This window comes from Microbacterium horticulturae, assembly GCF_029094505.1.
GTDB lineage: Bacteria > Actinomycetota > Actinomycetes > Actinomycetales > Microbacteriaceae > Microbacterium > Microbacterium horticulturae.
In genome coordinates, this window is record NZ_CP119108.1 from 2323174 (window position 1) to 2337870 (window position 14697).

General features: G+C 70.0%; 18 protein-coding genes. 11 read left to right on the plus strand and 7 right to left on the minus strand.

The window, feature by feature from the left end:
* The first annotated feature begins 59 nt into the window (after window positions 1-59).
* Window positions 60-869 carry an arginase family protein gene (locus tag PU630_RS11210; RefSeq protein ID WP_275277150.1) on the plus strand — a complete coding sequence of 270 codons (810 nt, stop codon included), beginning with the start codon at window positions 60-62 and terminating at the stop codon, window positions 867-869.
* Complete coding sequence (locus tag PU630_RS11215; RefSeq protein WP_275277151.1) at window positions 866-1318, plus strand: Fe-S oxidoreductase; 453 nt, start codon at window positions 866-868, stop codon at window positions 1316-1318. The genes PU630_RS11210 and PU630_RS11215 overlap by 4 nt, the downstream gene beginning before the upstream one ends.
* Window positions 1319-1651: 333 nt before the next feature.
* Here the strand turns inward: PU630_RS11215 and PU630_RS11220 are convergent, their stop codons facing one another.
* Both PU630_RS11220 and PU630_RS11225 read right to left on the minus strand, forming a co-directional pair.
* The gene (locus PU630_RS11220) at window positions 1652-2113 is read right to left on the minus strand and encodes an SIP domain-containing protein (protein WP_275277152.1); all 462 of its coding nucleotides are present in this window, start codon (window positions 2111-2113) and stop codon (window positions 1652-1654) included.
* An 83-nt stretch (window positions 2114-2196) separates the two neighbouring features.
* The gene (locus PU630_RS11225; protein ID WP_275277153.1) at window positions 2197-2661 is read right to left on the minus strand and encodes a carboxymuconolactone decarboxylase family protein; all 465 of its coding nucleotides are present in this window, start codon (window positions 2659-2661) and stop codon (window positions 2197-2199) included.
* Between PU630_RS11225 and PU630_RS11230 the strand changes: the two genes are divergently transcribed.
* The 8 genes from PU630_RS11230 to PU630_RS11265 all read left to right on the plus strand — a co-directional run bounded on the left by PU630_RS11230 (window position 2660) and on the right by PU630_RS11265 (window position 10048).
* The gene (locus PU630_RS11230) at window positions 2660-3619 is read left to right on the plus strand and encodes an alpha/beta fold hydrolase (protein WP_428981949.1); all 960 of its coding nucleotides are present in this window, start codon (window positions 2660-2662) and stop codon (window positions 3617-3619) included. The two genes, PU630_RS11225 and PU630_RS11230, sit on opposite strands and share 2 nt — an antisense overlap.
* Before the next feature lie 93 nt (window positions 3620-3712).
* Window positions 3713-5221, plus strand: a complete 1509-nt coding sequence (locus PU630_RS11235) for an ABC transporter substrate-binding protein (protein ID WP_275277154.1) — start codon at window positions 3713-3715, stop codon at window positions 5219-5221.
* Window positions 5218-6168 carry an ABC transporter permease gene (locus PU630_RS11240; RefSeq protein ID WP_275277155.1) on the plus strand — a complete coding sequence of 317 codons (951 nt, stop codon included), beginning with the start codon at window positions 5218-5220 and terminating at the stop codon, window positions 6166-6168. The genes PU630_RS11235 and PU630_RS11240 overlap by 4 nt, the downstream gene beginning before the upstream one ends.
* Window positions 6165-7031 (plus strand): ABC transporter permease, encoded by an 867-nt coding sequence (locus tag PU630_RS11245; protein ID WP_275277156.1) that lies wholly within the window; start codon window positions 6165-6167, stop codon window positions 7029-7031. Before PU630_RS11240 ends, PU630_RS11245 begins: the two co-directional genes overlap by 4 nt.
* On the plus strand, window positions 7028-7816 hold the full coding sequence (locus tag PU630_RS11250; protein ID WP_275277157.1) for an ATP-binding cassette domain-containing protein: 789 nt from the start codon (window positions 7028-7030) through the stop codon (window positions 7814-7816). The genes PU630_RS11245 and PU630_RS11250 overlap by 4 nt, the downstream gene beginning before the upstream one ends.
* On the plus strand, window positions 7813-8634 hold the full coding sequence (locus tag PU630_RS11255) for an ABC transporter ATP-binding protein (RefSeq protein ID WP_275277158.1): 822 nt from the start codon (window positions 7813-7815) through the stop codon (window positions 8632-8634). Before PU630_RS11250 ends, PU630_RS11255 begins: the two co-directional genes overlap by 4 nt.
* Before the next feature lie 15 nt (window positions 8635-8649).
* On the plus strand, window positions 8650-9708 hold the full coding sequence (locus tag PU630_RS11260; protein ID WP_275277159.1) for a M4 family metallopeptidase: 1059 nt from the start codon (window positions 8650-8652) through the stop codon (window positions 9706-9708).
* Window positions 9695-10048, plus strand: a complete 354-nt coding sequence (locus tag PU630_RS11265; protein ID WP_275277160.1) for a protealysin inhibitor emfourin — start codon at window positions 9695-9697, stop codon at window positions 10046-10048. The genes PU630_RS11260 and PU630_RS11265 overlap by 14 nt, the downstream gene beginning before the upstream one ends.
* A gap of 23 nt (window positions 10049-10071) precedes the next feature.
* On the opposite strand, the gene PU630_RS11270 is transcribed toward PU630_RS11265, so the two are convergent.
* The 5 genes from PU630_RS11270 to PU630_RS11290 form a co-directional block, all read right to left on the minus strand.
* A complete protein-coding gene (locus PU630_RS11270; RefSeq protein ID WP_275277161.1) occupies window positions 10072-10764 on the minus strand; it encodes a uracil-DNA glycosylase in 693 nt (230 codons plus the stop codon).
* A 1-nt stretch (window position 10765) separates the two neighbouring features.
* Window positions 10766-11266, minus strand: a complete 501-nt coding sequence (locus PU630_RS11275) for a phosphoribosyltransferase (RefSeq protein WP_275277162.1) — start codon at window positions 11264-11266, stop codon at window positions 10766-10768.
* 48 nt (window positions 11267-11314) lie between these two features.
* Window positions 11315-11644, minus strand: coding sequence for a hypothetical protein (locus PU630_RS11280; protein ID WP_275277163.1), 330 nt, complete (start codon window positions 11642-11644; stop codon window positions 11315-11317).
* 81 nt (window positions 11645-11725) lie between these two features.
* Window positions 11726-12460, minus strand: a complete 735-nt coding sequence (locus PU630_RS11285; protein ID WP_275277164.1) for a type 1 glutamine amidotransferase family protein — start codon at window positions 12458-12460, stop codon at window positions 11726-11728.
* Complete coding sequence (locus PU630_RS11290; RefSeq protein ID WP_275277165.1) at window positions 12457-13230, minus strand: SDR family oxidoreductase; 774 nt, start codon at window positions 13228-13230, stop codon at window positions 12457-12459. The genes PU630_RS11285 and PU630_RS11290 overlap by 4 nt, the downstream gene beginning before the upstream one ends.
* Before the next feature lie 133 nt (window positions 13231-13363).
* Between PU630_RS11290 and PU630_RS11295 the strand changes: the two genes are divergently transcribed.
* Window positions 13364-14686, plus strand: coding sequence for a bifunctional o-acetylhomoserine/o-acetylserine sulfhydrylase (locus PU630_RS11295; protein WP_275277166.1), 1323 nt, complete (start codon window positions 13364-13366; stop codon window positions 14684-14686).
* Window positions 14687-14697: the final 11 nt, after the last annotated feature.

A 14697-nucleotide genomic window follows, 5' to 3' on the forward strand; every position in this document is an offset into this window, starting at 1 on the left:
GCGCGCGGGCCGCGGCATCCCGCCGTCTCCGAGTGCGCGGCGTGGAGTGAGGAGTGTCGATGACCCGATTCATCATCGCGCCACAGTGGCAGGGGTCGGTGTCGTCGCGCGCCATGCTCCTCGTCGACGGCGCGACCGCCATCGCCGGGGATCTCCCTCGTTCCGCCTGCACGCATGTGGAGGTGCCCCTCGAGGCCGGTGAGTCGCTCGGTACCGCCGTGCGTCGCCTCAGCGCCCTCCAGCACACCCGGCGCCTGCTCGACGAAGAGCTCGGCGCCTCCGATGAGCACGCTCTGGTCGTCGGCGGAGACTGCGGCGTCGCCGTCGCCGCGATCGCGCACGCTGCCGCGCGGCATCCCGACATCGTGGTCGTCTGGTGCGACGCCCACGGCGATCTGCACACACCCGAGTCGTCGCCCACCGGGGCCTTCGGCGGCATGGCGCTGCGCGCCGCTCTCGGCGAGGGCGAGCCGTCACTGACCGGACCGGGGCTGACCCCCGAACGCACGGTGCTCGTCGGCACCCGCGACCTCGAGACAGCCGAAGACGACTACCTCGCCGCCACCGGCATGCGACATCTCTTCGCCGAGAGCCTCGCCGACCCCGACGCGCTCGTGCAGGCTGTCGGAGATGCCGCGGCCGTGTACGTGCACATCGACCTCGACGTGCTCGACCCCACCGAGATGACCGGTGTGAACATGGCCGTGCCGTTCGGCGCGCACGCGGCCGAGCTGGTGACGGCGATCGGGCGCCTGCGCGCGCACGCGCCGCTCGTCGGCGCGTCGTTGACCGGCTTCGCCCCGGTGACCCCCGATGCCGCCGTCGACGATCTGGGCACGATCCTGCGCCTGGTCGGAGCGCTCGCATGAGCCCGATCCCTACGCCGCCCACCGGCTGGCGCGAGCGCGCCGACCGCGCCGTCGCCCGCGGCCGGAGGTGGGACCGGCTCATCCCCGCATTTCTGCTCGACTCACCGATCAGCCGCGCCGGCGCCTGGTACGGCACGGCGGTCGGCTGGATCTGGGGGTCGATCTGGAGCACGGGCCGCATCGAGCGGCACGGTGAGCTGTGGGTGTTCCAGGGGATGCCGCCGCGCACCTTCCGCCGGGGTGGCGTCTGCGTGGGCCGGTGCTTCCTCACCGGCGATGACACGCCCAGCGCGTCGGTGCTGCGCCACGAGGCCGTGCACGCGCGGCAATGGCAGCGCTACGGCATCCTCATGCCGTTCCTCTACCTGTTCGCCGGAACCGATCCCCTGCGCAACCGCTTCGAGATCGAAGCGGGGCTCGAAGACGGCAACTACGTGCCGCGCGCCTGATTCAGGCCAGGCCGTACTCGGCGGCCACGTGCAGCGTGGCGGCGTCGCGGCCGACCTGGCGCGTGCAGACATCGGTCCGAGGCGTGCGGTGTTCGGTCGTCACAGATGACCATCTTCCGCACGAAAAGCGGTCATCTGTGACGACTGAATTCTTCGCCGCGATTTCAGTCGCCACGGATGACCAGTCTGCGGGGAAAAAGCGGTCATCTGTGACGACTGAAGTGACGGCAGGATGCTGCAGCTCGGCGCGGGGCGGAGGTCAGCGCGGGGCGCGAGCCGGCGCGGGGCGCGGGGCGGCGCGGGCCGACTGCGTCGCCGGGCACGGAGCGGGACTCAGGCCAGGCCGTACTCGGCGGGCACGTGCAGCGTGGCGGCGTCGCGGCCGAGGTGCTCACCCAGGTGGTCGACGATGTCGGCCGTGCCGAGATAGCCGCCGAGCAGGAACACGCGCGTCCGGTCGTCGTCGGCGCACATCATCTCGTCGGCCCAGGCGTTCACCGCACGTGCCAACGCCTCGCCGCGGTGACAGCTGCGTCCGGATCCGACACGGCCGGTGCGGCGCGAGCGGTCGAGCCATGACACCGTCATGCGCCCGGGCACGTCGAGCGCGCCGATCCACGAGGCGTCGGGCACCTCGACGAACACGCGGCCGGTCGCGCAGATCGGCAGTGTCGCCAGCAGCGCCTGCAGCTCGCCGAGCGAGGCTTCATCGGCAGCGATCAGATGCTGCACGATGCCACGGCGCGCCACGCGGCGGGCGACGGCGCTCATCGGGGAGGTGGTTGTGGTGGCCATATCCCCTTCAGTGTAACCCAAGGATAGGCATGCCTAACCTTCTCGCATCGAGTTCTCGGCGAGAGCGGTCGAAGAGGCGCAGATCAGCCGCGCGGCGGGACCGGGTAACGGCCGGCGATCGCGATCCGGTTGAAGGAGTTGATCGAAACGAGGATCCAGCACAGCGCGACGTACTCCTTCTCGGAGAGCACTCCCCCGACTCGGTCGTACACCTCGTCGGGCACGCCGCCGTCGTGGATGAAGGTGAACACCTCGGTCAGTTCGAGCGCGGCCCGCTCACGATCGGTGAACACACCCGACTCGCGCCACGTGGCCAGCTGCATCACCAGATCCGCGTCCAGACCCGCTTCCGTCGCGCGGTCGACGTGCACGCGCACACAGTATGCGCAGCCGTTCAACTGTGAGGCGTGCAGCTGCACGATCTCGGCAAGGCGCGCATCGATGCCGGCCTCGTCGGCGATCTCCTTGACGGTCTTGGAGAACGCCTCCAGCGCCTTGTAGGCGGGCATGGCGGCGCGGGACAGGTGCACGCGAGGCTCGTCAGACATGGCGCCAGCCTATCTGCGGGATGATGTCGGGGTGATCGATGATGATTTCGACGAGTTCGCCTTCCTTCCCGCACAGGCCGCCGAGAACGGCATCGACGGCGCGTTGCCGCGCGGCGAGCGGCTGAACCTCACGCTCGAAGACGGGCGCACCCTCTCCGCGCTGCGCTGGGCTCCGGCATCCACGCCCGATGCCGCTCCTCAGGTGACGTTCCTGCACGGAGCGGGATTGAACGCGCACACCTGGGACACGACGATCCTCGCGCTCGGCCTGCCGGCTCTGGCGATCGACCTGCCCGGTCACGGCGATTCGTCGTGGCGCGACGACGCCGCCTACGTCGCCCCTGTGCTGGCACCTGACGTCGCCACGGCGCTGCGCGCGTGGACCGATGGCCCCCAGCTGCTGGTCGGGCAATCGCTCGGCGGTCTCGTGGCGGCGGCGGTCGCGGCATCCACCCCCGAACTCGTCCGCGAGCTGGTCGTCATCGACATCACGCCGGGCATCGACCCGGCCGGCAACGCGCAGCAGATCGCGCAGTTCTTCGCGGGTCCCACCAACTGGGCCAGCCGCGACGAGCTCGTGCAGCGGGCGCTGAGCTTCGGCCTGGGCGGCTCGCCCGCGGCCGCCGAACGCGGCGTGTTCCTCAACTCGCGCATGCGCCCCGACGGCCGCGTCGAGTGGAAGCACCACTTCGCGCACCTCGCCGCGATGATGGCCGCGCACCCCGAGGCGACGCCCGCCACCGCGGTGCTGGACGAGACGGGATGGGACGACCTCGCCGCCGTGACCGCGCCCATCACGCTCGTCCGCGGCGAGCACGGATTCGTGACGGATGCCGAGGCCGCCGACTTCGCCGCGCGCCTGCCGGCAGCGCGCCAGGCCGTGCTGACGGGGGGCCACAACCTGCAGGAGGACGCGCCGGTCGCCCTCGGGCGATTGCTCGCGCAGCACGGGGAATGACGGCGGGTCTGTGCTCTGTTTCACTACGCAGGCACCGTGTCGATCACAGCGACACCGGCGCTCTAGGCTTATCCGGAGCCTGAAAGGAACCCCATGCATCGTCGTACCCTCGCCGCCGCGACGGCCCTCGTCACCGTCGCTGCCCTCGCACTGACCGGTTGCACCGGTGGCGGGGCAGAGCCCACCACGGGCGCCGGCACGCCGAACCCCGACGCATCGGTCGCGATCCGATTGGTGCTCGAGCCGAGCAACCTCGACATCCGGCAGACGGCGGGTGCCGCACTCGACCAGATCCTCATGGACAACGTGTACCAGGGCCTGGTGCGCCGCACACCCGCGCAGAAGATCGAGCCGGAGCTGGCCAGCGCGTTCGAGAAGTCCGACGACGGGCTCACTTACACGTTCACCCTCCGCGAGGGGGTCACGTTCGCCGACGGTCAGAAGCTCACCCCCGCCGACGTGGTGTGGTCGCTCGAGCAGCACAAGAAGCAGTCCGGCTGGGCGGACGCCGACACGCTCTCGCGCGTGAAGTCGATCGAAGCGGACGGCCAGACCATCACGATCACGATGAGCGAGCCCGACTCGCAGTTGCTGTGGAACCTCTCCGGCCGCGCCGGGGTGATCCTCAAGAAGGGCGACAAGGTCGATTACAAGACCGAGGCCAACGGCACCGGACCGTTCGTCCTCGGCAGCTGGAAGCAGGGCGACTCGATCACGTTCGAGCGCAACGACAAGTACTGGGGCGATGCGGCCAAGGTCAAAGAGGTCGTCTTCGACTACATCCCCGACAACCAGGCCGCCCTCAATGCCGCACAGGCCGGCGAGGTCGACGTGGTCACCGGGTTCGACGCGAACCTGACCGACCAGATCCAGGCGAACGGCGACTACAAGGTCGTGCTCGGCAAGTCGACCGACAAGGGCACGCTCGCGATGAACAGCACCAACAAGTGGCTGAAGGACAAGCGCGTGCGCCAGGCGATCCGCCAGGCCATCGACCACAAGGCCGTCATCGAGGCGCTCGGCGCCGGCCAGACGCTGTTCGGGCCGATTCCCGAACTCGACCCGGGTTACGAAGACCTCTCATCGGTCGCGCCGTACGACCCGGCCGCCGCGAAGAAGCTCCTGAAGGAGGCGGGCGCCGAGGGCATCACCCTGAACCTCACCATCTACAACGGCTACGGCACGACGATCCCGCAGATCCTCGTCTCCGATCTGAACGCCGTGGGTATCACGCTGAAGGTCGACGCCGTCGAGTTCCCCACCTGGCTCAACGACGTGTACGTCAACAAGGACTACGAGCTGAGCTTCGTGCTGCACACCGAGGCGCGCGACTTCGAGAACTGGGCGAACCCCGACTACTACTTCACCTACGACAACCCGACAGTGCAGCAGCTGTACCAGGACTCCCGCAGCGCCACCAGCGACGACGAAGCCGCAGCCGACCTGAAGAAGGCCGCCCGCATCGTCTCCGAAGACATGGCCGCCGACTGGGTGTACAACGGCGCATCCGTCGTGGCCGTCGGCACTAACATCACCGGTATGCCGAAAGACAGCGTCAACGAGCGCCTGAACCTGTTCGAGATCGCCAAGAGCTCGCAGTGACGCGCTACGCGCTGACGCGACTGGCCCTCCTGGTGGTGGGTCTGTTCGTCGCCAGCGTGCTGATCTTTCTGACCCTCCGGGTGCTGCCCGGCGACGTGGCGCAGCTGATCGCCGGCACGAACAGCACGCCGGAGCAGATCGCCGCGATCCGCGACGACCTGAACCTGGGCGCCCCGCTGCCGGCGCAGTATGCGGACTGGATCGGCGGAGTGCTGCGCGGCGACTTCGGCACCTCGCTGATCACCGGCAGCCCTGTGCTGGGCGAGCTGGCACAGAAGGCGCAGGTGACGATCCCCCTGGGGCTGATGGCCATGGTGGTCGCGTTCGTCATCGCCGTCCCGCTCGGGGTGCTCTCGGCGATGCTGCGGGAGCGCGCCGGCGGCACCGCCATCAACGTTTCGTCGCAGGCGGTGGCCGCCGTCCCGGTCGTGTGGGCCGGGATGATGCTGGTCGTCGTGTTCGCGGTGTGGCTCGGCTGGCTTCCCGCCCAGGGCTTTCCCCGCGCAGGGTGGCACCAGCCCGCATACGCGTTGCGCGCCCTGCTGCTGCCGGCGATCACCATCGGCGTCGTCGAGGGGGCGATGCTGCTGCGCTTCGTGCGCAGCGCCACGCTTCAGGCTGTGGGCCAGGACTACGTCCGCACCGCGGCAGCCAAGGGCCTGACTCGCACGCAGGCGCTGATCCGCCACGGGCTGCCGAACATGGCGCTGTCGGTGATCACGGTGCTGGGGCTGCAAGTGGCGGGCATCATCGTGGGCGCGGTCGTCATCGAGCAGCTCTTCTCGCTGCCGGGAATCGGACGCATGCTCGTCACCGACGTCGGCAACCGCGACCTGGTGAAGGTGCAGGGCGAGCTTCTCGTGCTCACCGGCTTCGTGCTCATCGTCGGCTTCATCGTCGACCTCTTCCACCGGGTCATCGACCCCCGGCAGCGGGAGGCCGCATGAGCCGCGGGGCATGGCTGCGTCGCCTGTGGCGCCTGTCGACGGGCCGCTTCGGCATCGTGGTCGTGATCGTCATCGCCCTGACAGCGGCCGTCTCGCTGGTGTGGACCCCGTTCGATCCGCAGCACGTCGACATCGCCGCCCGCTGGCAGGGCCCCGGCTGGCCGCACGTGCTGGGCACGGACGGCTCGGGCCGCGACATCCTGAGTCTCGTCATGAGCGGTGCCCGCACTACGGTGTTCGTCGCGGTCGGATCGGCCGTGATCGCGGGGATCTTCGGCATCGCCCTCGCCTCGCTGGGGGCTCTCACCGCCCGCTGGGTGCGCGAGTCGGTGGCGGTGCTCGTCGACATCCTCATCGCATTTCCGGTGCTGCTGATCGCGCTCATGATCTCGGCAATCTTCGGGCGGTCGCTCTGGGTCGTGATCTGGGCGGTCGGCATCGGCTTCAGCGTCAACATCGCCCGCGTCGCCCGGCCCGAACTGCGCCGCGTGCTGCACAGCGACTTCGTGCTGGCCGCGCGCGCGTCGGGGCTCACCCCGGCACAGAACCTGTACCGGCACCTGCTGCCCAACATCGCGCCCGTGTTCATCGTTCAGCTGTCGTGGGGAATGGCCGTGGCCGTGCTCGCCGAGGCGGGCCTGTCGTACCTGGGCGTGGGCGCGTCGGTGACCGAGCCGAGCTGGGGGCTGCTGCTGGCCGAGCTGCAGCAGTTCCTCACGGTGCACCCGCTGTCGGTGCTGTGGCCGGGGCTGGCGATCACGTTCACGGTGCTCGGGTTGAATCTGCTCGGCGACGCGCTGCGCGAAGCCACCGACCCGACCCTCAGCCGGCGTGAGAAGCACGAGCCGGTGGTGGTCGCATGAGCCTGTCGGTGCGCGATCTGGTGATCACGATCGGCGGACGCCCGGTCGTCGACGGCATCTCCTTCGACGTCGCCGACGGGCAGCGCGTGGGCCTCATCGGCGAATCGGGCTCGGGAAAGTCGCTGACGGCGCTGGCGATTCTCGGGCTGCTGCCCGACGGCGCCGAGGCGACGGGATCGATCCTGTGGAAAGACCGCGAGCTCATCGGCATGCGCGACGGCGAGCTGGCCGGCATCCGCGGCGATGAGATCGGCATCGTCTTCCAAGAACCGCGCACGGCACTGAACCCGATCCGCACCGTCGGCCGCCAGATCGCCGAGGCCGTGCGCATCCACGAGCGGGTGACGCGCCGCGAGGCGCGTGTGCGGGCGATCGCCGAGGCCGCGCGCGTGAAGCTGCCCGACCCCGAGCACATCGTCGACCGGTACCCGCATCAGCTCTCCGGCGGCCAGCGCCAGCGCGTGGCCATCGCGATGGCGCTCGCGTGCCGGCCGAGACTGCTCATCGCCGACGAGCCGACCACAGCGCTCGATGTCACGATCCAAGCCGACATCCTCGAACTTCTGGCCGGGCTCGTGCACGATGACGGCATGTCGCTCGTCTTCATCACGCACGACCTCGCGGTGCTCTCGCACATCGCGACCGAGGGCGTGGTGCTCGAGCACGGACACGTGGTCGAGACCGCACCCGTGCGCAGCCTGCTCACGGCCCCGTCGTCGCCCGTCACACAGGGGCTGCTGCGCGACGCGACGGCAACTCTGTGGCGACCGGAAGGACGGGCATGAGCTTCCTGCTGAGCGCACGCGGCCTGACCCGCCGCTACCCCGGGCCGCGCACCGCTCCCTGGCGCCCGCGCAGCGTCTCGACCGCGCTCGACGACGCCGACATCGACGTGCGAGAAGGCTCTGCGGTCGGTGTCATCGGCGAGTCCGGCTCGGGCAAGTCGACGCTGGTGCGCCTCCTGATGGCGCTGGACACGCCTACGTCGGGCTCCGTGGTCTTCGACGGGAAGACGGTGGATGCCGCAGCCGGCGCCCGCTCGCTGCACTGGCTGCGCCGCCAGACGGGGATCGTCTTCCAGGACCCGTACGCATCACTGGACCCGCGCATGAGCGTGGGGCGGATCGTCGGCGAGCCGCTCTGGGCCATGGGCATCGCGGGCTCCGGCTCGGCCGGCAGCAGCGGACGACGCGAGCGCGTCCGCGAGGTGCTCGAAGACGTCGGGCTCGAGCCCGAGATGGCCGCGCGCTTCCCCCATGAGTTCTCGGGCGGACAGCGTCAGCGCATAGCCCTGGCCCGCGCCATCGTGCACCGCCCGCGGTTGCTCGTCGGCGACGAGCCGATGTCGGCGCTCGACGTCACCGTGCGCGCGCAGATCCTCGAGGTGCTCTCGCGCCTGCGCGAGCGCGACGGGATGAGCCTCGTGCTCGTCTCGCATGACATCGGCGTGGTGCAGAACCTCTGCGACGAGGTGGTCGTCATGAAGGACGGCCGCATCGTCGAGGAGGGCCCCACCGAGAAGGTGCTGCTCGATCCGCAGGTCGCCTACACGCGGCATCTGCTCGCATCGATCCCGGCGATCGGGCCGGATGTCGCCGGCTGACGTTACGCTCAGGGCATGAGCTACGGGATCGTCCCTCCATTCCTGCTGAACCGCATCGCCGCCACCGACAAGCCGCACCTCGCGCGGGCGGCTCAGGCCGCGCAGCGCACGCTCATGGCCCCGCGCGACTACAGTCCGCGGCACGCGACGTTGAAGCTCTCCGTCGAGGGCGACACACTCGTGGCCGAGACGGCGCCGAGTCCCGACCGAACGATCGCCGACGCGCACAACACCGAGACACTGCCCGGCGACACCGTGCGCACCGAGAATCAGGAGCCGGTCGCCGACGAGACCGTCAACCAGGCGTTCGACGGCCTGGGCGAGACCTTCGACTTCTACTGGAGCGCCTACCAGCGCGACTCGATCGACGGCCACGGACTGCCGCTGGACGCCACAGTGCACTACAGCCAGGACTACGACAACGCCTTCTGGAATGGGCAGCGCATGGTCTTCGGCGACGGCGACGGCGACGTGTTCACGGGTTTCACCGGGTCGCTCACGGTCATCGCGCACGAGCTCACGCACGGGGTCACCGAGGCCAGCGGTGGCCTCGACTACCAAGGGCAGTCCGGCGCGCTGAACGAATCGATCTCCGACGTCTTCGGCGTGCTCACCGAGCAGTACCACCTCGGGCAGACCGCCGACCAGGCATCGTGGCTCGTGGGCGCCGGCATCTTCTCCGACCAGGTGACCGGCGTGGCCCTGCGATCGCTGAAGGCTCCCGGCACCGCGTACGACGACGACGTGCTCGGCAAAGACCCGCAGCCGGCGACGATGGCCGGCTACGTCCAGACGACTGAAGACAACGGCGGCGTGCACATCAATTCCGGCATCCCGAACCATGCCTTCTACCTCGCGGCGACCGCCATCGGCGGCAAGGCATGGGAGACGGCGGGGCTCATCTGGTACAAGACCGTGACCGCCGGCACGCTGCCGCAGGACGCGTCGTTCGCGACCTTCGCCGATGCCACCCTGAAGGTCGCCCAGACGGAGTACGGTGAACAGTCGAAGGAGGTCGACGCCGTCCGCACCGCCTGGACCGGCGTCGGTGTGCTTTCGGATGGAACCGACTGATCAACCCGCCGTCTCGGTGACGGTCGTGCGCACCGGCGGCTTCGCCGGACTCCGCCGCGAGTGGAACGCGCAGCCGCCCGAGCCCCAGCGGGAGCGCTGGGTCATGCTCATCCGGCAGTGTCCGTGGGACGAACCGGATGCCGCGGCACCTGCCCCAGCACCCGACCGGTTCACCTGGCACATTCAAGCGCAGCTGGGTGCCGACGACCGCAGTGCGGACGTTCCCGAGACGCAGCTGCACGGCCCGTGGCGCGACCTCGTCGCCGAGGTGCAGTCGTTCGAGCAGGAGCGCACCGGGCACGACCCCGAGTCCGGCACCGGCTCTCACCCCGATCGTTGAGAGAGCACGACAGGCGACGCCGGTCAGCCGGGCAGGCGCCAGTCGACCGGAGTCGCTCCCTGCTCGGCGAGCAGCTCGTTCGCTCGTGAGAACGGTCGCGAGCCGAAGAAGCCTCGGCTCGCCGACAGCGGAGACGGATGGGCCGAGGCGATGATGGGCGTCTCGCCCAGCAGCGGGCGCAGGTTCGCGGCATCCCGCCCCCACAGCACGGCGACGAGCGGACCGCCCCGCGCCACCAGTGACCGGATGGCGTGCTCGGTGACGTTCTCCCAGCCCCAGCCGCGGTGGGATGCCGGGGCTCCCGGCGCGACCGTGAGCACCCTGTTCAGCAGCATGACACCCTGATCGCTCCATGCGGACAGGTCGCCGTGCGATGCCCGCGGGACGCCGAGGTCGGCCTCGAGCTCCTGGTAGATGTTCCCCAGGCTCCGCGGCAGCGGGCGCACCTGCCGGTCGACCGCGAACGACAGTCCGATCGGATGACCGGGCGTCGGATACGGGTCCTGCCCGACGATGAGCACCTTGACGTCCGACAGGGGTCTTGCGAAAGCCCGCAGCACGCGGTCACCCGTGGGCAGATAGTGGCGGCCGGCTGCGACCTCGGCGCGCAGGCGCTCGCCCATGGCGGCGATGTCGCCGGCCACCGGCTGCAGTTCACGGGCCCAGCCGCCGTCGATCAGGCCCCTTTCGGCGAGTTCGGGCAGTGTCATCGCCATGTCAGGGCCGCGCCTCCTGACCGCTGTCTTCCTCGATGACCGACCCGCGCGCCGACCACGGGAAGTCGATCCACCGGTCGGTCCGGGCGAACGAATAGTCGGGTTCGAGGATTGTCGTGGGTTTCGTGTAGATGACGGCCGAGCGCACCTGCGCACCCTGCTCGGTGAGCAGTCGCACGGCGAGGTCGAGCGTGCGCCCGCTGTCGGCGACGTCGTCGACCAGCAGCACCCGCCGCCCGTCGAGGTAGGTCATGTCGAGTTCCGGCGGCAGCAGCTCGGGATCGTCCAGCACGGTGCCGATGCCGGTGTAGAACTCCACGTTGATGGCACCGCAGTTCTTGGCTCCGAGTCCGTAGGCGATAGCTCCGGCGGGCAGCAGCCCTCCGCGTGCGATCGCGACGACGACCTCGGGCGCGAAGCCAGACGCCACGATCTCGCGCGAGAGGGACCGTGTTGCCGCACCGAAGCCGTCCCACGTCAGAACTTCCCGCTCATCGCTCATCGGCGGCCCCTCCGGCGTGTCGGCATCACACCTCCAGGCTATCGGGCGTCAGCCGGTCGTCAGTCGCGCGACGGCACCGACCAGCAGCACGCACACCAGTGCGCACGCGGCCATGGCGCCGAGGAGCCAGGCCAGCGTGAGCAGGCGTGCACGGTGCGGACGCACCGCGACGCGCACCACGACCATCGCGATGTAGAGCAGCACGACCAGGCCGCAGCCGATGAGGGCTGTGACCGGTTCGACCTGCACCAGCAGACCCAGCACGACGAGCGCCACCGCGCCGAGCAGTGCGCCCCAGATGAGCCAGCGCCGTCCGGTCGATCCGGTCAGAGCGGGTTGCGCCGTGACCTGTGTGGGGTCTCGAGGCTGTCGAGACATCTGGAACCTCCTTCCGGCGCGAAGCGCCGTCCAGACCGGCCACGCTACCCATCCCGGCGCCAGATGCAACCCCCTGGTGTTTCAGGCACCGAGCGTGCGCACGATCACGCCCGGTTCGCCCGCTGCCTCGTCGGTGCGTGTCACGGTCCAGACGCTGCCGGTGCCCGCAACCCGCAGGGGCCCGCGCCCGGCGATCAGCACGGTGTTCTCGTCGATGCCGACCACGGCGTCCACCGCCTTCGCCTCGACCGCGGCGACCATGCGAGAGAGCGCACCCCACTGAGCGGAGTGCACGTCGACCGACACATCGACCAGGCCGATGCCCGGTTGCACAGTGAGCTCATCGAGGTCTTCCGACACCGCCTCGGGCGCGATCTCGACTCCCCCGATGCGCCAGCCACCGACGATCGCACGGCTGGCGGTGATCGCAGACCCGGCGGAGAATCCGAGATAGGGGATGTCGGAGCCCACGAGCGCGCGGATGAGGTCGAAGTGCGGCTCGAGCCGGTCACGGTAGACGGGAGTCAAGCCGCCGCCCACGACGATGCCGTCGACATCCTCGAACGCCGAAGCCGGGATCGCGTCGCCCAGTCCGCCGGCGGTCACCGCCGCGTCGATCGCGCCGCCCGCGCTGACGGCATCGATCAGCTTCGCAGCGTGCTGGTCACCGTCGCCGTCCCGCACCGCGATGATCGCGACGCGGGGCACGTCCCTTCCGGCGGCGCCGGCGCGTTCGGTCGCCTCGGCGACGAACGCGCGATAGGCGAGCCCGTCCGGTTCGTCCTGCCACCCGCCGCCGACGAGGTGGATGCTCACTCGCGAACCCGCAGCGGTCCGCGCGCGAGCAGGTGCTGCGCCGACTGTGCGACGGGGCGCATCGTGATGAGGTCGAGATTGACGTGACCGGGCGCGTTCACGGCGTACGCGATCACGTCGGCGACGTCGCTCGCGACGAGCGGAGCATCCACCCCCGCGTACACCTTCTCGGCGGCCGTCTCGTCGCCGCCAAGGCGGTTGAGGGTGAACTCGTCGGTGTGCACCATGCCGGGCGCGATCTCGATCACGCGGATGGGCTCGCCGTTCAACTCGAGGCGCAGCGCGTGCGCGAGCATCGACTCGCCGGCCTTCGCGGCGTTGTAGCCCGCGCCGCCGGGGTAGGCGCCCTGCGCGGCCGTCGAGGTCACGAACACCGTGTCGGCGTGACCGGAGGATGCCGCGGCGCGCCGCAGCTGCGGAAGGAGCGCTGCCGTGACGCGCTGAGCCGACATGACGTTCGCGTCGAACATCCACTGCCAGTCGTCGGGCTTGCCGTCCTCCACCTTGTCGGCGCCGCGCGCTCCCCCGGCGACGTGGATGAGCGCGTCCACCGGACCCGTCTCGCCCAGCCACCCCGCGAGGGCGTCGACGTCCTGCTGCTTCGTGAGGTCGGCGGCGAAGGCGGCGGCGCCGGTCTGCTCCTCGACCTCGGCCAGGCGCTCGGCGCGGCGGGCGACCGCCACGACATCCCACCCGGTGGCCCGGAGGGCCTCGACAGTGGCGCGCCCGATTCCGGAGCTGGCGCCGGTGACAACTGCTCGTCTGCTCATACGACAACGCTACCTGCGCGGCCGCGCGGGAGGTTACGTCACATTTCCCGCGCGTTGTTGACAAGAGGCCCGCTCCGTACTCTCGAAGAAGCCGCACGGCGACGCGCGGCCGCAGACGACCCGAGGAGATCCCATGTCCGCTTCCGAGAACTGGCGCTTCGAGACCGCGCAGATCCACGCCGGTGCCCAGCCCGACCCGGTGACCGGCGCGCGCGCCACGCCCATCTACCAGACCACGTCGTATGTGTTCCGCGACACCGAGCATGCGCAGAACCTGTTCTCGCTCGCTGAGACGGGCAACATCTACACCCGCATCCAGAACCCGACGCAGGACGTCGTCGAGCAGCGCCTCGCCGCCCTCGAGGGGGGCACCGGTGCCCTTCTGACCGCGTCGGGCATGTCTGCGGTCACCCTCGCGCTCCTGAACATCGCGGGCGCCGGCGACCACGTCGTGGCCTCGTCGGCACTGTATGGGGGCACCTACAACCTCCTGCGCTACACGCTCGACAAGCTCGGCATCCACACCACGTTCGTCGAGGACCAGGACGACCCCGAAGCCTGGCGCGCGGCCGTGCAGCCGAACACCAAGGCGTTTTTGGCCGAGACCATCGGCAACCCGAAGATCAACGTGCTCGACATCCGCACGGTCGCCGACATCGCACATGCCGCCGGCGTGCCGCTCATCGTCGACAACACGATCGCCACCCCGTACCTCATCCGTCCGTTCGAGCACGGCGCCGACATCGTCGTGCACGCCGCGACGAAGTTCCTCGGCGGGCACGGAACGGTCATCGCGGGGGCCATCATCGACGGCGGCACGTTCGCGTGGTCGCAGCACGCCGACCGCTTCCCCGGTCTCACCGAGCCCGACCCGTCGTACCACGGCGTCAGCTACACCGGTGTGCTCGGCGACGGGATCGCGTACATCATCAAGGCGCGCGTGCAGTTGCTGCGCGACCTCGGCCCCGCCATCTCGCCGAACAGCGCCTGGCAGCTCATCCAGGGCATCGAGACCCTGTCGCTGCGCATCGAGCGCCACGTGCAGAATACGCAGGAGATCGCCGAATGGCTGGAGGCCCGTGACGACGTCGCGTCCGTCAGCTACGCCGGGCTGCCGAGCTCGCCGTGGTACGCGAACGCCAACACCTACGCGCCCAAGGGCGCCGGCGCCGTGCTGTCGTTCGAGCTGACCGGCGGCGTCGACGCCGGCCGTGCATTCGTCGACAACCTGAAGCTCTTCAGCCACCTCGCGAACATCGGCGACGTCCGCTCGCTGGTCATCCACCCGGCATCCACCACCCACTCGCAGCTGAGCCCGGAAGAGCAGCTGTCCAGCGGTGTCACGCCGGGCCTGGTGCGCCTGTCGGTCGGCCTCGAGAACGTCGAGGACCTCAAGGAAGACCTTGAGCAGGCGCTCGCCGCCGCGCACGAAGTGCGCGAGGCCGCCCGCGTCTGATCTCCTCACGG